This is a genomic window from Nocardia sp. NPDC051030, from assembly GCF_040683015.1.
Taxonomy (GTDB): domain Bacteria; phylum Actinomycetota; class Actinomycetes; order Mycobacteriales; family Mycobacteriaceae; genus Nocardia.
In genome coordinates, this window is sequence record NZ_JBFBCD010000001.1 from 731,726 (window position 1) to 752,981 (window position 21,256).

Here is a 21,256-nt window from a genome sequence, read left to right on the forward strand (position 1 = left end):
GCGTGGAAGAGCAGACCGGCCTGGAGCGCGGACAGCGGCCACACCTGATCGAGTGCGCCGAAGCGCTTCTCCCAGCCATCGATATCGCGCTGGTTGATCTTCACCAGGCCGAAGTCGGACGGGGTGTGCCCGCCCGCATCGGCGGATTCCGCATGGCGCGCAACGGCTTCCAGCGCCGAGATCCACAGCTTGCCGAATTCGGCGATCTCGTCCGCGCCGAGCAGCGTGCTCGGGTAGCCGATATTCGCGGTCAGCTTGTCGCCGACCACAATGGCATTGATATCGATCGGTGCCATGGCGGGCATATCGGCGTCGTACGCGCCGCCCAGGTTGCCGAGCTCCGGTGCCGGAATCCAGCCGAACCCGCGCAGCGCGTCGGGCACATCGCCCTCATTGACGCGGCCCAGGTAGTTGAAGCTGACCTGGCCGGGCAGCTGCTTGGGCAGTTGATCGGCGGTGGCCTGGTTCAGGTAGCGCAGCAGCCCGTAGCCGATGCCCTTGTCCGGCACCGAGAGCAGCTGCTCCTTGACGGCCTTGAGGGCGCGGCCCATGGCGGGGCCGCCCAGCAGCGCGCCGTCCACATCGATCTCGGAGAGGTCGAAGCGGACCGGGAAGATGGCGGTGAACCAACCGACCGTGCGGGACAGGTCGGCGCCGGGCACGACCTCTTCCTCGCGGCCGTGGCCTTCCAGGCGCAGGAGAGTCGACTTCTCGCCGATGCCCTTACCGGCGCGCCACTTGGCGACCGCGAGGGCCAGCGCGGTCAGCAGACCGTCATTGACGCCGCCGTGGAAGAGCGCGGGCACGGTGGTGAGCAGCGCCTTGGTGGCCTCGGCGGACAGCTCGACGTGATGCTTCTCGATGACCGCGGTGATATCGACGGCCGGGTCCATGGGCCGCTCGGTGAGCAGCGGATCCGGACCGTTGACAACGCCACGCCACCAATCGAGTTCGGCGACCCGCTCCGGGGTGGCCGCCTCGCGCTCGAGGGCGTGCGCCCAGGTGCGCATGCTGGTGGCGGGGGCGACCAGCTCGGGGGTCTGTCCGGCGGACAGCTGACCCCAGGCGGTGACGAAGTCCGGCACCAGAATGCGCCAGGTGACGCCGTCGACCACGAGGTGGTGCGCGGCGACGATCAGACGACCGGCACGGTTCTGATCGGCGGGCTCCAGCCAGACGAACCGAATGACCACGCCCGCAGCCGGATCCAGCTTGTCGAGGGTGGCATCGAGTGCGGCGGAGGCGATTTCGACCAGCTCGTCATCGCTGACGTTCGGGTCGAACTCGGTGCGGTCGATGAGGGCGTCCACGTCGATCGCACCGACCGCGGCGGTCTCGACGATCCAGTCCGCACCCGGCATCCGGCGCAGGCGAGCCCGCAGCATGTCGTGGCGGTCGATGACCGCGCCGACGGTGGCCGCGATGCCCGCACGGTCGATGCCGATCGGGAGTTCCAGGGCGAGGGTCTGGTTGAAGCGGCCGAAGCCGCCCGGACGCTCCACCATGAACCGGACCACCGGCGTCAGCGGCAGGACACCCACACCGCCACCGGGGAGTTCGCTCAGCTGCGGTGTCGAATCGCCCTGGCCCTCCAGGGTTTCCGTCGCGACGGCGGCCAGACCGGACACGGTGCGCTGTTCGAACACATCGCGCGGGCTGAAGACGATGCCGCGCGCCTTGGCCCGCGACACCAGCTGGATGGAGACGATGGAGTCGCCGCCCAGCGCGAAGAAGGAGTCGTCGATGCCGACCCGCTCCAGGCCGAGCACCTCGGCGAAGACCTCGGCCACGGTGTGCTCGACGGCATTGCGCGGGGCCCGGAAGGTGACCTCGGTGGCGAATACCGGCTCGGGCAGTGCCTTACGGTCCAACTTGCCGACCGGGGTCAGCGGCACCCGGTCGATGATCATGACCGAGGACGGCACCATATACGCCGGGAGACGCTGCTCCACATGTGCGGTGACGGCCGCGATATCGATCGAATAGCCCTGCGTGGCAACCACATACGACACCAGCGAGACAGCGCCCGCCGCATTCTTGTGGCCCACGGTGACCGCGAAGTCGACCGTCTCGTGCGAGGCCAGTGCGGCGTCGATCTCGCCCAGTTCGATGCGGAAACCGCGGACCTTGACCTGGAAGTCGGAGCGGCCGACGTACTCGACCTCACCGTTCGGGGTCCAGCGCACCACGTCACCGGTGCGATACATGCGCGCACCCGCAACGGACGGGTTGGCCACGAACCGATCGGCGGTCAGGCCCGCACGTGCGTGGTAGCCGCGCGCCAGCTGAATGCCCGACAGGTACAGCTCACCCGCGACACCGACCGGAACCGGCCGCAGGCGGTTGTCCAGAATCAGCGACTGCATGCCCCGGATCGGGCCACCGATGGTGACCAGATCGCCCGGCACCAGCGGATCGCTGATGTTCGTCATGATGGTGGTCTCGGTCGGGCCGTAGCCATTGTGGAAGGCACGAATCGTGCCGTCCGCCAAGGGAACCGCCCACTTCTCGACCAGATCGGCCGGAACCGCTTCACCACCGGCGACCAGGACGCGCAGGCTGTCCAGCCCCGCCGGTCCGAAAGTGGACAGCGCGGCCGGGGTGATGAACGCGTGCGTGGCCCGCTCGCGCTTGATCAGCTCGGAGAGCTCCTCGCCGCCGTAGGTGCCCGGCGGGACCACGACCAGGGTGCCGCCCGCGCCGATGGCGAGCAGGAACTCCAGCATGGACGCGTCGAACGACGGGGACGCGAAATGCAGTGCGCGCGAACCGGAGTCGAGGTGGTAGCGGACGGCCTGCTCAACACTGAAGTTGGCCAGACCGGCGTGGGTGACCACGACGCCCTTGGGCAGGCCGGTGGAACCGGACGTGTAGATGACGTACGCCGGGTGCTCCGGACGCAGCGGGCGGACCCGGTCGGCATCGGCGATCGCGGTGGTCTCGAAGGTCTCCAGGTCGAGTTCGTCCAGGACCAGCCACTCCACCGATTCCGGCAGGTCGGCGCGGACCGAGGCCACGGTCAGGCCGACCGGCGAACCGGAGTCGGTGACCATGTGGGCAATGCGGTCGGCCGGGTAGTTCGGGTCGACCGGCACGAAGGCGGCACCGGTCTTGGAGACCGCCCACTCGGCGAAGTACGAGTCCGAGGAACGCGGCACGGCAATGGCGACGAGGTTCTCGGTGCCGATGCCGCGCTCGATCAGCAAGCGCGCCAAGCGGTTCGAGCGCTCATCCAGCTCGCCGTAAGTGAGACTTGTGCCCTGGAAGACGACCGCGGTCGCGTTCGGGTTCAGTTCCACGGCGTCGGCGATCAGCTCCGGGAGCGTCCGCGCCGCGATGGCGGGGGCACCGAAACGACCGACCAGATCGGCGCGTTCGGCCTGATCCAGCACGTCGATCGCACCGACGGCGATGTCCGCATTCGCGGCCACGGCCTCCAGCACCCGCAGCCAGCGCTGCGCGAAGCTGTCGGCGGTGGACTCGTCGAACAGGTCGGTGGCGTAGGTGAGCGCCAACGCCATGCCCGCGCTCTGATCGGACACAGTCTGCTCCGACAGCGTGAACTGCAGGTCGAAGCGGGAGATGCTCTCTTCGAGGTCGAGCGCGGAGACGGTCAGCCCCGGCAGTTCGAGGGTGGCGCGGTCCAGGTTCTGGAAGGCGAGCATGACCTGGAACAGCGGGTTGCGGGCCTGCGAGCGCTCGGGCGCGAGCAGTTCCACGAGTCGCTCGAACGGCACGTCGGCATTGCCGAAGGCGTCGAGGTCGGTATGCCGGGCACGATCCAGGAGATCCGAGAAGGACTCGGCCGGATCGATGCCTGTCCGCAGTACCAGGGTATTGACGAACATGCCGACCAGGTCGTCCAGCGCGGCCTCACCGCGTCCGGCGACCGGGGTGCCGACGGCGATGTCATCGCCACCGGAAAGCCGGGCCAGCAGCACGGCGAGCGCGCTGTGCATGACCATGAACAGCGACGAACCCCGGCGGCGCGCAACGTCTTCCAGCGCGCCGATGAGTTCCGGCGAGAGCGTCCGATGCAGGGTGGCACCGCGATGCGAGGCCACGGCCGGGCGCGGGCGGTCGGTCGGGAGCGCCAGCTCATCCGGCGTGCCCTCGAGGGCGCGCTGCCAGTAACCGACCTGGCGGGCCATGAGCGAGGACGAATCCTCTTCCGAACCCAGGACTTCACGCTGCCAGATGGCGAAGTCCGCGTACTGGATGGCGAGCGGAGCCCAGCCGGGGACCGCGCCCTGGGTGCGGGCCGTGTAGGCGACCATGACATCGCGGGTCAGCGGAGCCATGGAGAAGCCGTCACCGGCAATGTGGTGGACGACCACCACGAGCACGTGCTCGGTGGCCTCTTCCGCTGTGCCGACCCGGAACAGGCGGGCGCGCAACGGAACCTGGTCCGCGACATTGAAGCCGAGGGTGGCGAAGGCAGTGACCGCAGCGGTCAAGTCCGCGGCCGTGGTGGTCACCGGGCGCAGGTCGAGCGCGATCTGCTCGGCCGGAACGACCACCTGCATCGGCGTACCGCCGTGCTCGGGGTAGCGGGTGCGCAGCGACTCGTGGCGACGCACGACATCGGCGACCGCGAGTTCCAGTGCGGCGGTATCGAGTTCGCCGGTGAGGCGAATCGCGAGCGGCAGGTTGTACGCGGCCGACGAGGTGTCGTACTGGTTCAGGAACCACATGCGCTGCTGCGCGAACGATAGCGGCACCAGTTCGCCCGCGGGCCGCGGGCGAGCGACCAGCTTGGCGCGCGAAGCACCGTCGGCATGCGATTCGATGCGGGCCGCGAGGGCCTCGACCGTGGTGGCCTCGAACAGCGTGCGCACCGCGACCGTGGTGTCCAGGGCCGCGCCGATGCGCGAGACCACCCGGGTGGCGATGAGCGAGTTGCCGCCCAGATCGAAGAAGTCGTCATCCAGGCCGACGCGCGGCAGGTCCAGAACCTCCGCGAAGACGGCGGCGACGGTCTCCTGGGTCGGCGTCTCCGACGCGCGGAAGGCCCGAGCCTGCACCGCCGGGGCGGGCAGCGCACGACGGTCCAGCTTGCCGTTGACGGTCAAGGGGATTCGATCCAGCACCACGATGGCGGCCGGGACCATGTAGGAAGGCAGACGCTCGCCCGCACCATCGCGAATGGCATCGAGGGCGGGCGCGATGCCGTCCTCCGGCACCACGTACGCGACGATCCGCTGATCGCCAGGCTGATCCTCACGCACGATGACCGCGGCCTGAGCCACGCCCGCCTGCGCCAGCACGGCGGCCTCGATCTCGCCGAGCTCGATACGGAAACCGCGGACCTTCACCTGATCATCGGCGCGGCCGAGGTATTCGAGTTCGCCGAAGCGGTTCCAGCGCGCCACGTCACCCGAGCGGTACAGGCGGGTGCCCGGCTCTCCGAACGGGCTGGCGACGAAGCGAGCCGCGGTGAGGTCGGGGCGGCCGAGGTAGCCGCGCGCCAATTGCGGTCCGGCGACATACATTTCACCGGCGACGCCGACCGGCACCGGGTGCAGGCGCTCATCGAGCACGTACACGCCGAGTCCGGCGATGGCGCGGCCGACCACGGAACCGGTGGCGGCGGCAATGGTGCGCTGATCGAGGGCCCGGTGCGATACGTGCACCGTGGTCTCGGTGATGCCGTACATATTGACCAGCTGCGGCCGGTAATCGCCGTGTCGCGCAACCCAATCCGACAGGCGGCGCAGCTCGAGGGCCTCACCGCCGAAGATCACGTAGCGCAGTGACAGCGGCTGATCGTCACCCGCCGTGACGGCGATTCGCTCGGCCTCGGCCAGCTGGTAGAACGCCGACGGGGTCTGGTTGAGCACCGTGACCCGTTCGCGGCGCAGCAGTTCCAGGAACTGCTCCGGCGAGCGCGACACGTAGTAGTCGACGACCACGAGCTTGCCGCCGTAGAGCAGCGGTCCCCACAGCTCCCACACCGAGAAGTCGAAGGCGTAGGAGTGGAACAGCGTCCACACGTCGCTCGGGCTGAAGCCGAATTCGCGATCGGTATTCGCCATGAGCCGCACCACGTTTCGGTGCGCCACGGCCACGCCCTTGGGGCGGCCGGTGGATCCCGACGTGTAGATGACGTAGGCGACGTGGTCGGGGCGCAGCGCGGCCCGGCGGTCCGCATCGGTGACGGGCGCGTCGGCCGCGTCCTCGATATTTCCGGCCTCGAGTGCGTACCCGTCCATGAGCACGGTCCGCAGATCGGCGGGCAGCGCCACCTGCACGGTGGAGTCGAGGATCGCGCTGGTCGGCTTGGAATCCTCGAGCACGTACGCGATGCGATCGGCCGGGTAGGTCGGGTCGATCGGCACATAGCCCGCACCGGTCTTGATGACCGCGAGCAGTGCGACGACCAGATCCGCCGAGCGCGGCAGCAGCACCGCGACCAGGGACTCCGGACCCGCGCCATCGGCGATCAGCGTGCGCGCCAGCACATTCGCGCGACGGTCGAGTTCGGCGTAGGTGAGCTCTTCGAAGCCGAAGCGCACGGCAACGCGCTCGGGATGCGCGGCCACGGCGGTATCGAACAGATCCGAGAGGGTGACGGTCGCGTCGACGAACGGGTCGGCCAGCATGGCGGCCAGATCGTCCATGGCACCGAGCGGTGCCCTGGTGAGGGCGGCGGCGGCGAAGGCAGCGGCGGACTTGGCGGCGGCACCGGCGATTTCACCGGCGGCGGCACCGCCGACACCGGCCGCGGCGGCCATCTGCATGGCAGCGCCGGTGGCCCGTGCCGCATTGGCCAGCGCCACGATGTCGTCGCCCGAGGTCACCCAGCGTTCGGCGACGTAGTGCCGCTCGCTCTCGCCCAGCAGGTCGATATCGCCGACCAGGACGGCCGGATCGTCGGCGACGGTCCACAGAATGCGGACCAGGCGCTCGGCGAAGGCGGCCACGGTCTCCGAATCGAAGAGATCGGTGGCGTAGTTCCAGGACAGGCTCAGCGAGCCGTCGGCGCGCTCGCCCACGGTCAGCTGAATGTCGAACTTGGCTGTGCCCGCATCGAATTCGACGGCCTCGACATCCAGGCCCGGCAGCGAGACCGCGCCCGCGTCCTTGGCTCCGGCGGCCTCGAAGGTCAGCGCCACCTGGAATAGCGGGTGGTGCGCCTGCGAGCGGACCGGGCTGAGCACGTCCACGAGACGCTCGAACGGCACGTCGGCGTGGGCGAAGGCGGCCAGGTCGGTGCGGCGGACCTGCGCGAGCAGATCGCGGAAGGCGGCATGCGGGGCGACCTCGGTGCGCAGCACCAGGGTGTTGACGAACATGCCGATCAGGTCATCGAGTGCGCGTTCACCACGGCCCGCGATCGGGGTGCCGACCGCGATATCGGTGGCGCGGGACAGGCGCGAGGCCCAGGTGGCCAGGGCGGCGTGCAGCACCATGAACAGGGTGACGTCGTGCTCGCGGGCGAGCGTGGACAGTTCCCGGTGCAGGTCGGCGTCGATCGAGAAGTCGTACGTGCCACCGGCATTGGTGGCGATCTCCGGTCGCGGCCGGTCGGTCGGCAGCTCGATCTGCTCGGGCAGATCGCGCAGCTGCTCGGTCCAGTACGAGATCTGCTGTGCGGCCGTGGATTCCGGATCGGACTCGGAGCCGAGCACCTCGCGCTGCCACAGCGCGTAGTCGCCGTACTGCACCGGCAGCGGAGCCCAGCTCGGGGCCTCGCCGCGGCTGCGGTCCAGGTAGGCGGCCACCACATCACGCAGCAGCGGGCGCAGCGAGAAACCGTCGGCGCTGATGTGATGCAGCACCAGCACGACCACATGCTCGGTCTCGCTGAGGCTGAGCACGCTGGCGCGGAACGGCAGCTCACGGGTGACGTCGAAGAAGACGGTCGCGAGCTGGGTGATGCGCGCGGGCAGCTCGTCGGCGGTGACCATTTCGGCCCGCAGCTCGAACTCGATATCGGACAGCGGCAGAACCCGCTGGTAGCCGTCGCCCTCGACCTCGGGGTAGATGGTGCGCAGGGCCTCGTGCCGGGCCAGCACATCGTGCAGCGCGGCGGTGAAGGCCTCGGTATCGACCTCGCCGGTGAGCTTCAGCGCCACCGGGATGTTATTGACGGCGGTGCGGTTGTCGAAGCGGTTGAGGAACCACATGCGCTGCTGCGCGGGCGAGAGCGGGGTGAGCTCGCCACGCTCCTGCGCGACCAGCGGGGTGCGACCGCCGGTGCCGACACGCGATTCCAGTTGCGCCGCAAGGGCAACCACCGTGGTCGCCTCGAACAGCGAGCGCAGCGGCACATCGGCATCGAGTGCCGCAGACAGTCGCGCGATCACCTGGGTGGCGATCAGCGAGTTGCCGCCGAGCTCGAAGAAGTCATCGTCCAGGCCGACCCGTTCGACGCCGATGACATCGGCGAAGACGCCCGCGACGGTCTGCTGCACCGGGCTGGCCGGGGCGCGGTACACCTTGGCCGCGAAGGCCGGGGCGGGCAGCGCCTTGCGATCCAGCTTGCCGGAGGCATTGAGCGGGAAGGCATCCAGAACCATGAAGGCGGCCGGAACCATGTAGGCCGGAAGCTGCTGCGCCACCGTGTCTTTCACGGATTCGATGTCGAGGTGGCCATCCGCGGCGACCAGGTAGGCGACCAGTTGATCACCGGTGCGCTCGTCACGGCGGACCACGACCACGGCCTGGGCTACCTCGTTCAGCGCGGTGAGCGCCGATTCGATCTCGCCGAGCTCGATGCGCAGACCGCGCAGCTTCACCTGGAAGTCGGTGCGGCCCAGGTATTCCAGCTCGCCGTCGCCGGTCCAGACGACGAGGTCGCCGGTGCGGTACATGCGGGTGCCGACCGCGAACGGGTTGGCCACGAAGCGATCCGAGGTGAGATCCTGGCGCGCCACATAGCCGGTGGCGAGCTGATCGCCCGCCAGATAGAGCTCACCCGCGACACCCACCGGAACCGGCCGCAGCCGCGAATCCAGCACGAAGACCTGGGTATTGAAGACCGGGGCGCCGATCGGCACCGAGGTGAGGTCGGCGTCGGTGACCTCGTGATAGGTCACGTCGACCGCGGCCTCGGTCGGGCCGTACAGATTGTGCAGGCGCGCACCGGTCAGCTGGCGCAGCTGCTGTGCGGTCGGCGCGGGCAGGCCCTCACCGGAGGCGAAGACATTGCGCAGCGACGACGCGGCGGCCGTATCCGGCTGCCCCGCCAGCTCGGCCACGAAGACCGCCAGCATGGACGGCACGAAGTGCACCGTGGTGACCTGCTCGGCGGCAATGGTGCGCAGCAGGTAGGCCGGGTCGCGGTGACCGTCCGGCTTGGCGACGACCAGGGTCGCGCCGACCTGCAAGGGCCAGAAGAACTCCCACACCGACACGTCGAAGGTGGCGGGCGTCTTCTGCAACACCACATCGTCGGCGGCGAGGCCGTACTGGGCGTGCATCCAGACGAGGCGGTTGACGATCGCGGCGTGCGAGACGGCGACACCCTTGGGGCGGCCGGTGGAGCCGGACGTGAAGATCACGTACGCGGTGTTCTCCGGACGCAGCGGGGCGCGGCGGTCGGCATCGGTGATCGCGGTATCCGCGAACGCCGACAGATCGAGCTGATCAATGCGGACCTGCTGGGCGGCAACGCCTTCCAAGTTGTCACCGGAGGTCAGCACCTTCACCGGCTGCGCGGTGTCGATAATGTATTCGATGCGCTCGGCCGGGTGATCCGGATCCAGCGGCACGTACGCGCCACCGGCAACGGTCACGGCGTACATGCCCACAACCAGGTCGATGGAGCGGCGCATACCCAGCGCCACAAACGATTCCGGTCCGACGCCCTCGGCAATGAGCCAGCGGGAGAGCTGGCGCACGCGTCCCGCGAACTCGGCGTAGGACAGAGTCGTGCCCTCGAAGGCCACGGCAATCGCGTCGGGAGTCAGCGCCACTTGTGCGTCGAAGAGCGAAACCAGGGTCGCGGCAGCGCCTTCCGAAACCACCGGCAGGGCCGCGTCCAGCTCGAAGCCGGTTTCGTTCCAGCCGCGCAGGACTCGGGCGCGCTCGTACTCGGCGAGCAGCTCGATATCGCCGACGGTCACCGACGGATCGGCGACCACGGCGGTCAGCATGCGGACGAATCGCTGCGCGAATACCTCGGCGAACGCCGGGTCGAACAGGTCGGTGGCGAAGACAAGCTCGGCATCCATTGCCGCGGACTCGAATTCGGCGACCGCGGCGGTGTCAGCGACTTCGCTCAGCGTCAGCTGCAGGTCGAACTTGGCCGTCTGCTGGTCGACGTCGAGCTGCGAGACGGACAGGCCGGGCAGTTCCAGTGCGGTGCGGCCCAGATTCTGGAACGACAGCATGACCTGGAACAGCGGATGCCGCGCCTGCGAGCGCGCCGGGTTGAGCACCTCCACCAGGCGCTCGAACGGGACGTCGGCGTGCGCGAAGGCCTGCAAGTCGCGCTCGCGGACCTTCTTCAGCAGATCGGCGAAGCTTTCGCCGGTGTCGACCGGTGAACGCAGCACCAGGGTGTTGACGAACATGCCGACCAGGTCATCCAGGGCCTGCTCGCCACGGCCCGCGACCGGGATGCCGACGGCGATATCGTCGGTGCCGCTCAGTCGCGCCAGCAGTGCCGCGAAGGCGCTGTGCACGACCATGAACAGGGTGGTGCCGTGCTGCCGCGCGACCCGGTTCAGTCCGGTGATCAGCTCAGCCGACACCTGGAAGCGATGGGTACCCGCCTCATAGGAGGCGACGGCGGGACGCGGCCGGTTCGACAGGCGCAGCTCATCCGGCAGCCCGGTGAGCGCGGTACGCCAGTGCTCGAGCTGCTCGGTGATGAGCGAGCGCGCGTCTTCCTCGGAGCCGAGGGTTTCGCGCTGCCACAGTGCGTAATCCGCGTACTGCACGGGTAGTTCCGGCCAGCCCGGGGCCTCACCATTGCTGCGCGCCACATAGGCGGTCATGAGGTCGCGGACGAGGGGGTTCATCGAGAAGCCGTCGCCCGCAATGTGATGCGTGACCAAGACGAGTACGTGATCGTCGGCGGCCTGGCGGAAGACCCGCAGGCGCACCGGCGGTTCCTCGGTGACGTCGAATCCGCGCCCGGCGAAGTCGTAGACCGCGGCATAGAGCTCCGCCTCGGTCACGTCCAGGACGTCGAGCTGCGGCACGGCGCGGCCGGTGGGCAGCACCTTCTGATAGGCGACGCCCTCGTGCGACGGGTAGATCGTGCGCAGCGATTCGTGGCGCGCCACCACATCGGCGACGGCACCGCGCAGGGAGGCGAGATCCAGTGCACCGGTGAGCCTTACGGCGGCCGGGATGTTATTGGCGGCCGATTCGGTGTCGAAGCGGTTGAGGAACCACATGCGCTGCTGCGCGAGCGACAGCGGCGGGAACTCGGGACGGGTGCGCACGGTGAGCGCCTGGCGCACACCGGTTCCCGCATGCGACTCCACGCGCGCGGCAAGCGCGCCGACGGTCGGAGCCTCGAACAGCACGCGCACGCCGATCTCGGCATTGAGCGCGACCGAGAGGCGGGCCACGAGTTGGGTGGCGACGAGGGAGTTGCCGCCGAGCTCGAAGAAGTCATCGTCCACGCCCACGCGCGGCACGCCGAGCAGGTCGGCGAAGATCTGCGCGGTGATCTCTTCGATCGGGGTCGACGGGGCGCGGAAACGCTTGGCCTCGAACACCGGAGCGGGGAGGGCCTTGCGGTCCAACTTGCCGGAGGCGTTCACGGGGAAGCCGTCGAGCACGACGATGGCGGCCGGAACCATGTAGCCCGGCAGCGAGCGGCCGAGCGCGGCCTTGACCGACTCGACGTCGATGACGGCTTCGGGCTCGCGGACCACATAGCCGACCAGCTGATCGCCCGCGTGCGCGTCCGCGCGCACCACCACGACCGACTGGGCGATGCCCGGCTCGGCCAGCAGCGCGGCCTCGATCTCGCCGAGCTCGATGCGCAGACCACGCAGCTTCACCTGGAAGTCGGTGCGGCCCAAGTAGTTCAGTTCCGCTCCGCCTCCCCGCGCTTCATCGGCGGTCCAGGTGACGAGGTCACCGGTGCGGTACATGCGCGCACCGACCTCGAACGGGTTGGCGACGAAGCGATCCGAGGACAGGTCCGGGCGGCCGAGGTAGCCGCGGGCCAGCTGATCGCCCGCGAGGTAGAGCTCACCCGCGATACCCGGCGCGACCGGGTTCAGGCGGGCGTCGAGGACATAGGTCTGGGTGTTCCAGACCGGCCGCCCGATCGGCACGAACACGGTGTCGGCGTCGACGACCTCGTGATAGGTCACATCGACGGCGGCCTCGGTCGGGCCGTACAGGTTGTGCAGGCGAGCGCCGGTCAGCTCACGCAGCTTCTGCGCGGTCGGCGCGGGCAGCGCCTCACCGGAGGCGAAGACCTGCCGCAGGCTGGACGCGGTGCCATCGCCTTCCTCGGGCAGTATGCCGTCCCCAGCTTGACCATTGCCCAATCCACTGACGAAGACCGAGAGCATGGACGGCACGAAGTGCGCCGTGGTGATGCCCGCATCGGCGATGATCTGCGCCAGGTACACCGGATCGCGGTGGCCGTCCGGCTTGGCGACGACCAGGCGCGCACCGGTCTGCAAGGGCCAGAAGAACTCCCACACCGACACGTCGAAGGTGGCGGGCGTCTTCTGGAGTACCGCGTCGTCCGGGCCGATCGGGTACTCGTGCTGCATCCACAGCAGGCGGTTCACGATCGCGCCGTGCTCGACGGCGACGCCCTTGGGGCGGCCGGTCGAACCGGAGGTGAAGATGACGTAGGCGGTGTGCTCGGGCCGGATCGCCTGTCCGCGTTCGGCATCGGTGATCGGGGCGTCCGACAGTTCGTCGAGGCGAATGTCGTCGACCTCGAGCATCGGCACATTCCGGCCGATGACGAAGTCGTCGCGGCCGGTGGTCAGGATGGCCACCGGGCGGGCGGTATCCAGCACGTAGTCGATGCGGTCGGCGGGCTGGTCGGGGTCCAGCGGCACGTACGCGCCACCGGCCTCGAGCACCGCGTACATGGCGACGACCAGGTCCAGGGAGCGGCGGATGGCCAGGGCCACACGGGTTTCCGCGCCGACGCCCTGCGAGATGAGCTTGCGGGCCAAGCGGTGCACACGCGAGGAGAACTCGGCGTAGGACAGCTCTGCCCTTGCCTCGCTTCGCTCGGGTGTCCCGTCGAATTCCACGGCGGGCGCATCGGGGCTGGCCAGAGCCTGGGCCTCGAAGAGCGAAACCAGTGTCGCTGCTTCGCCTTCCGGCAGTGCGGGCAGCACCTGAGCCAGGTCGAACTGGGTGGAGTTCCACCCGTCGATCACCTGTTCGCGTTCGCCGTCGACCAGCAGATCGATATCGCCGATGGGCCGCTCCGGATCGGCCACCACGGCCGCCAGGATGAGGTCCAGGCGCTGCGCGAAGGCCGCGACCGTCGATTCGTCGAAAAGGTCCAGCGCGTAGGAGAACTCGGCGGACATGCCCGCATGCTCGCCATGCTCGTCCTGGGTCTCCTGCAAGGTGAGCTGCAGGTCGAACTTGGCCAGTCCGGCGTCGTAGTCGATGCCATTGACCGAGAGCCCGGGCAGTTCCAGGCTGGCCTGCCGGGTGTTCTGGAAGGTCAGCATGACCTGGAACAGCGGGTGCCGGGACTGCGAGCGGGCCGGGTTGAGCACCTCGACCAGGCGCTCGAACGGCACGTCGGCGTGCGCGAAGGCGTGCAGGTCGCTCTCGCGGGACTGGGCGAGCAGGTCGGCGAAGGACTTGTCGGCGTCGACCGCGGTGCGCAGCACCAGGGTATTGACGAACATGCCGATGAGGTCGTCCAGGGCGGCCTCACCGCGGCCGTGCACCGGGGTTCCGATGGCGATGTCCTCGGTGCCGGACAGTCGCGCCAGCAGCACGGCGAGCGCGCTGTGCAGCACCATGAACAGCGAGGCATTGTGCCTGCGGCCCAATTCGACCAGGTGCTGCTGGGTTTCGGCGGAAATGGCGAACGGGTAGGTGCCGCCGCGGTAGCTGGCGACGGCGGGCCGCTGCCGGTCCGCGGGCAGGACCAGTTCGTCCGGCAGGTCGGCGAGATTGTCGGCCCAGTACTTGATCTGCTTGGCGATGAGCGAGGCCGGATCGTCCTCGGCGCCGAGCACCTCGCGCTGCCACAGCGCGTAATCCGCGTACTGCACCGGCAATTCGGCCCAGGCGGGCGCTTCCCACGAGGTGCGGGCGGCGTAGGCCACCATGACGTCGCGGGCGAGCGGGCCCATGGACCAGCCGTCGGCGGAGATGTGGTGTACCACCATGCCGAGCACGTATTCGGCTTCGCTGATCTCGAAAAGCGCTGCGTGCAAGGGCACTTCGTCGGTGACGTCGAAGGCCATGGAGGCCAGCTCGATCAGGTGATCGAGCAGGTTGTCCGGGGTGACCGGGACCGGCGTCAGGTCGGGCACGATCTGCGCGGCGTCCAGGACCTGCTGGACCGGGCCGTGCACGGTCTCCGGGAAGACGGTGCGCAGCGATTCGTGCCGGTCGATGACGTCGATGACGGCGACCTGCAGCGCGGCCACATCGAGTTCGCCGGAGAGCCGGATGGCGACCGGGATGTTATTGACCGCCGACGCGGTGTCGAAGCGGTTGAGGAACCACATGCGCTGCTGCGCAAGCGAAAGCGGGATCTCGGTGGGCCGTTCGCGGGCGACGAGCGCCTTGCGCGCACCGTCACCGGCATGCGATTCCACGCGGGCGGCCAGGGCCTCCACGGTGGCGGCCTCGAACAGCATGCGCACGGGCACACGGGTATCGAGCGCGGTACCCAGTCGGGTGGCGACCTGGGTGGCGATCAGCGAGTTGCCGCCGAGTTCGAAGAAGTCGTCGTCGACGCCGACCCGGGCGATGCCGAGCACCTCGCCGAAGATCTGGGCAACGATCTCCTCGATCGGCGTTGTCGGAGCACGGAATTCGCGCACCTCGAAGCGCGGCGAGGGCAGCGCCTTGCGATCCAGCTTGCCGGAGGCATTGAGCGGGAAGGCATCCAGCACCATGAGCGACCCGGGCACCATGTACGCGGGCAGCGTGCGGTGCAGCATGGTCTTGACGCTGTCGAGGTCGACGGGGCCGCCGGTCACTATGTAGGCGACCAGCTGATCGCCCGCGACGGTGTCGATGACCAGCACCACGGCCTGATTGACCGCCGGGTGATCGAGCAGCGCGGTCTCGATCTCGCCGAGCTCGATGCGCTGGCCGCGGAACTTCACCTGGAAGTCGGTGCGGCCGATGTATTCGATGACGCCGGGCTGAGTCTGGCTCCAGCGCACCAGGTCACCGGTGCGATAGAGTCGCGAGCCGGGCTCGCCGAACGGGTTCGCGACGAAGCGTTCCGCACTCAGATCGGGGCGGCCGTAGTAGCCGCGCGCGATCTGCTCGCCACCCAGGTAGAGCTCACCCGGGACTCCGGCGGCGACGGGGCGCAAGCCACCGTCGAGCAGATAGGCCTGTGCGTTCCACACGGGGCGGCCGATCGGCACCGAGGTGACGACGGGCGCGTCGATGGGCGCGTAGGTGGCGTGCACGGTGAACTCGGTGGGGCCGTACAGGTTGTGCACCGCCGCGGTGGAGAACTTGCGGAAGGCCGTCACGGTCGCGGGCGGCAGCGCCTCACCGGCGACGAGAACCGTACGCAGCGACACGCATTCCGACGAGGACGCGCTCGAAGCGAACACCGACAGCATGGACGGCACGAACGAGGTCATGGTGACCCGGTGATTGCCGATGACCTCGGACAGGTACATCGGATCCCGATGCCCGTCCGGGGCGGCGATGACCAACTGCGCGCCGACCGCGAGGGAACCGAAGAGCTCCCACACCGACACGTCGAAGGTGACCGGCGTCTTCTGCAGGATCACATCGGTGTCGTCGATGGCGTATTCGCCGGTGATCCAGGCGATCTGATTGAGCACCGCCGAATGCCGCACGGCCACGCCCTTGGGGCGGCCGGTCGAGCCGGAGGTGTAGAGCACGTAGGCGGCGTTCTCCGGACGCAGCTCACCCAGGCGTTCGGCCGGGGCGATCGGGGCGTCGTCGAACTCGGCCAGATCGAGGGTGTCCAGGTGCAGGACGGGGCAGTCCTGGCTGTCCACATCGTCGTCACGGGTGGTGAGCAGCACCACCGGCTTCGAGCTGCCCAGGACGTAATCGGTGCGCTCGGCCGGGTGATCCGGGTCGACCGGCACGTAGCCGCCGCCCGCCGCCAGGGTGGCGTAGATGGCGACCATCATGTCGATGGAGCGGCGAATACCGACCGCTACCAGCGATTCCGGGCCGACACCCTCGGCGATCAGCTTGCGGGCCAGGCGATTCACCCGGCTGGAGAACTCGGCGTAGGTGAGTTCGGCGGCGGGGCCGAACATTCCGCTGCTGCGCTCGCCCGGATCGAAGATCAGGGCGGTGGCGTTCGGCCGGATCCGGACCTGCTCCTCGAACAGATCCAGCACGGTGACCACGGCGGGCAGCGGGTGCCCGGTGCGGTTCCACTCGTGCAGGACGGTGTCGCGTTCACCGGCATCGAGGATGTCGATATCGCGCACCACGGTGTCCGGTGCGGCGACGGCGGTTTCGAGGACGCGCAGGTAGCGGTGGCCGAATTCGGCGACGGTGCGATCGTCGAACAGGTCGGTGGCGTAGGACAGCACCACGGACAGTCCGGCCGGTTCGCCCTGCATGCCGCGCTGTTCGGTCAGCGTCCACTGCAGGTCGAACTTGGCGATATCGACCTCGAGCTCGTCCGCGGAGACGGTCAGGCCCGGCAGTTCCATGGAGCCGTGCGACATCTCCTGGAAGGAGAGCATGACCTGGAACAGCGGGTGCCGCGCCTGCGAACGGGTCGGGTTGATGACCTCGACGAGCCGCTCGAACGGCACATCGGTATTCGCGAAGGCCGCGAGGTCGGCGTCCCGGGTGCGGGCGAGGAAGTCGGTGAAGCTCTCGGCCCCATTCACTTCCGAGCGCAGCACCAGGGTATTGACGAACATGCCGATCAGGTCGTCCAGGGCCTGCTCACCGCGACCGGCCACCGGGGTACCGATGGAGATATCGGTGGTGCCCGACAGGCGCGACAGCAGCACCGCGAGAGCGCTGTGCATGACCATGAACAGCGAAACACCCTGGGCGCGAGCCAGACCGGACAGCTGCGTGTGCAGTTCGGTCGGGATCTCGAAGGTGACGCGGCTGCCGTGGAAGCTCTGCACCGGCGGGCGCGGGCGATCCGCGGGCAGGTCCAGCTGATCCGGCAGTCCGGCCAGAGCGCCACGCCAGTAGGCGATCTCGCGTGCGGCCAGGGAATCCGTATCGGCTTCGGAGCCCAGCATTTCGCGCTGCCAGATACCGAAGTCCTGGTACTGCACCGGCAACGGAGCCCACGCGGGCTCCTGTCCGGCGACGCGAGCCAGGTAGGCGGCGGTCATATCGCGAGATAGCGGTCCGAACGAGAAGCCGTCCGCCGCAATGTGATGCACCACGAACGCGACCGCGAGATCGACATCGTCGGAGTGCGCGGCATGGCGGCCGGACTCGACCACCCGGAACAGCCGCACGCGAATCGGCAGTTCGGTGGAGACGTCGAAGCCGGTGGAGGCGAATTGCGCCAGCGCCGACTGCAATTCGGCTTCACCGATCTCCTGCGTGGTGATGCCCAGATCGACCTCGTTGATCGGCACCACACGCTGGAAGCCACCGTCACCGGACTCCGGGAAAATGGTGCGCAGCGATTCCTGCCGCGCCACCACATCGGTGAGCGCCAGCTGCAGGGCCTCGATATCGACCTGCCCGCGCAACCGCACCACGAACGGCAGGTTGTAGGTCGGGACGGTCGGATCGAACTGGTTGAGGAACCACATGCGCTGCTGCGCGAGCGAGAGCGGCACCCGGTCCGGGCGCGGCTGCGCCACCAGCGGCGGACGCGAAACATCGGACGGGCCCGCGGCTTCCACGCGCGCGGCCAGACCGGCGACGGTCGGCGTCTCGAACAGCGCGCGCACACCGATGCGGGTGCTGAAGGCCGCCGAGATGCGGGCCACCACCTGGGTGGCGACCAGCGAGTTACCGCCCAGGTCGAAGAAGTTGTCGTCGATGCCGACTCGCTCATGGCCGAGCACATCGGCGAACACGCCCGCCACGATTTCCTCGGCGGCGGTGCGCGGGGCGCGGTAACCGGCGGCATCCGCGCTGAACACCGGATCCGGCAGGCCCTTGCGGTCCAGCTTGCCGGAAGTGTTGAGCGGGAAGGCATCCAGCACCATGATCGAGGCCGGGACCATGTAGGTCGGCAGCTTCTCGGCCACGAAGCGGGTCAGCTCGGCCGGATCGATGCTCTGGCCCGGGGCGGGCACCACATAGGCGACCAGCTGCTGGCCGGTGGCGGTGTCCATGACCAGCACGGCGGCCTGGCTGACGGCCGGATGCGCGAGCAGGTCGGTCTCGATCTCGCCGAGCTCGATGCGCTGACCGCGGAACTTCACCTGGAAGTCGGTGCGGCCGATGTACTCCAGCGCGCCGGAATCGTTCCAGCGCACCAGGTCACCGGTGCGGTACATGCGCTCGCCGGTGGTGGAGAGCGGATTCGCGACGAAGCGATCCGAGGTCAGATCCGGGCGTCCCTTGTAGCCGCGCGCCAGCTGACGTCCGGCCAGGTAGAGCTCGCCCGAAGCGCCGATGGCGGCGGGCCGCAGGCGCGAATCCAGAACGTAGACTTCGACATTCCACTCGGGCATACCGATCGGCACCGTGGTGGTGTCGGCGGCGGTGTTCTCCCAGTAGGTGACCGAGACCGCGGCCTCGGTCGGGCCGTACAGGTTCTGCAAACCGGCCGTGGAGATCGCGCGGAAGCCCGCACCCGTCTCCGGCGGCAGCGCCTCGCCGATCACGAAAACGTGCTTCAGCGTGGCGCATTGGGCGGCGGTGGCATGCGCGACGAAGACCGTCAGCATGGACGGCACGAAGTCGGTGACCGTGACGCCGTGGCGCTGGATCATGTCCGCGACATACAGCGGGTCGCGATGGCCGTCCGGGGTGGCGACCAGCAGCTTCGCACCCACCATGAGCGGCAGGAAGTAACCCCACAGCGACACGTCGAAGGTGGTGGCGGTCTTCTGCAGGTACACATCGTCGGCGGTGAGCTGGTACTCGTCCAGCATCCACAGCTCTTGGTTGACGATGGCGTGGTGGGTGACCGCGACGCCCTTGGGGCGGCCGGTGGAACCCGAGGTGTAGATGACGTAGGCGGTATTGTCCGGGCGCAGCGGGGCCACGCGATCGGCATCGGTGACCGGCTCGGCGGAGAAGCCCGAGACGTCCAGGCTGTCGATCTCCAAGCGGCGCACGGAGTCCGGGAGTTCCAGCTGATCGCGCGCGGTGGTCAGTACACAGACCGGTGCCGCAGAGTCCAGGATGTAGGCGGTGCGATCGGCCGGGTGATCCGGGTCGATGGGCACGTACGCGCCACCGGCCCGCAGCACGGCGTGCATGCCGATGACCAGCTCCAGGGAGCGCCGCATACCCAGGGCGACAAGGGATTCCGGGCCGACGCCGTCGGCGATCAGGAAGTGCGCGAGGCGGTTGACCCGCTCGCCGAACTCGGCGTAGGTGAGCGTTTCGCCCTCGAACTCGAGCGCGATGTTATTGGGGGTCAACGGGATCTGCGCGTCGAGCAATGCGGGCAGGGTGGTGACCGGGACCTCGTGCCCCGACTCGTTCCACTCCAGCAGCGTGCGGATGCGCTCGGCCTCGGTGGTGATCGGCAGGCCCCACGCGACCTGGGTCTCCCCCGCCGCCAGGAAGCGGTCGAAGAACTCCAGGAACCGCGCGTGATGACGCTGGGTCTCGTCGTCGGAGTAGAGGTTCGGGTTTGTCTCGAAGTCGATGTGGTTCCGGGTGCCCTTCACCGACTGGTAGAAGTTGACGCCCAGATCCTCGATGGAACCCGTTGACAGCACGCTGAATTCACCGGTGACATCGCCGAGGACGACCTCATTGTGGAACAGCATGATGTTGACCCACGGGCCGAAGAACTGCGATCCGATATCGCCGCCGGTGAACTCGCCACTGGAGTCGCGGCGAATGTCCTCGGCGCGGTAGCGCTGATGCCGGAGTGCGCCGGCCACCGCCGCCGTCACCTGCTTGAGCAGGTCGGCCGTCGTGGTGTCGTGGCCGACGTGCAGGCGCAGCGGGACGATATTCGATGTCGCGCCGCCGGAGCGGCGCATGACCGCGGTGGTGCGGGCGGTCACCGGCAGGGAGAGGATGACGTCCTCATTGCCGGTCCACTGGGCCAGGTAGGCCGCGAAACCAGCGATCAGGAGTGCGGCGGGCGACGAATCGTGCCGTGCCACGGCCTGATCCAGCAGGGTGTTCTGGTCCGCGGTGAGCGCGCCGGCGGCGATCGAGTTGATGGCCGCGGGCGGGGCGGAGCGACCGACCAGGCTGGTGCCGTCCTCGAGACCGGCCACACGCTCGGCCCAGTAGTCCTTGTCGGACTTGAAGCGGCTGGTCTCGCGGTAGGCGAATTCCTGCTCGACCAGGGTGGGCAGATCGGTGACCTTGGCCGGAGCGGGCTCGACGCCCTTGACGTAGGCGGTGTACAGCTCGGCGACGCGACCCATGTAGGTCATCGCGCCGAAGCCGTCCAGCACGATGTGGTGGATGCGGGCGTACCAGTAGTAGTGGCCCTCGCCCAGCTTGACCATGCAGGTCTTGATCAGGCGGTCCTCGACCAGGTTCAGCGGGGCGCTGTAATCGGCGCGCATCCACTCCCGGGCGGCCGCGACCGGATCCTCGGCATCGCTGACGTCGGCGTGATAGATGGTGCGGTCCAGTGTCGGATCCACCATCTGCATGGGTTCACCGTCGCGTTCGACGATGCGCAGGAAGCCCGATCCGAACTCCAGCGAACCATCGACCATCGCGCGCTCGAGCAACACCAGGTCCAGTTCGCCGCGCAATTCGACGTACTGGGCAATGTTGATCGGCACCTGCGGATCGAGGTGCTGGGAGTACCAGATACCGAGCTGCGCCGGAGACAGCGGGAACAGCTCGCCCGAAACCGGTGCGATTTCGCTGCCAGCTGCCCCGTTGCTGCCGAAATCCACCCGGTCCAACCCTAACCTCGCTTCCGGAACACCGCAGCGCTCCCCACCGAAACCCGAACAAGACGCCACACTCGACTAGCGTGGCGTCCGATGTTCGGGGCTCACTTCAGGTAAATAAGACAAAG

General features: G+C 68.6%; 1 protein-coding gene (only partly in view). It reads right to left on the reverse strand.

The window, feature by feature from the left end:
• On the reverse strand, positions 1-21,140 hold the start of the coding sequence (locus AB0N05_RS03265; RefSeq protein ID WP_364686944.1) for a non-ribosomal peptide synthase/polyketide synthase. It extends 22,882 nt beyond the left edge of the window; the window shows 21,140 of its 44,022 coding nt (coding positions 1-21,140); its start codon is at positions 21,138-21,140; its stop codon lies beyond the left edge, outside the window.
• Between the last annotated feature and the right edge of the window lie 116 nt (positions 21,141-21,256).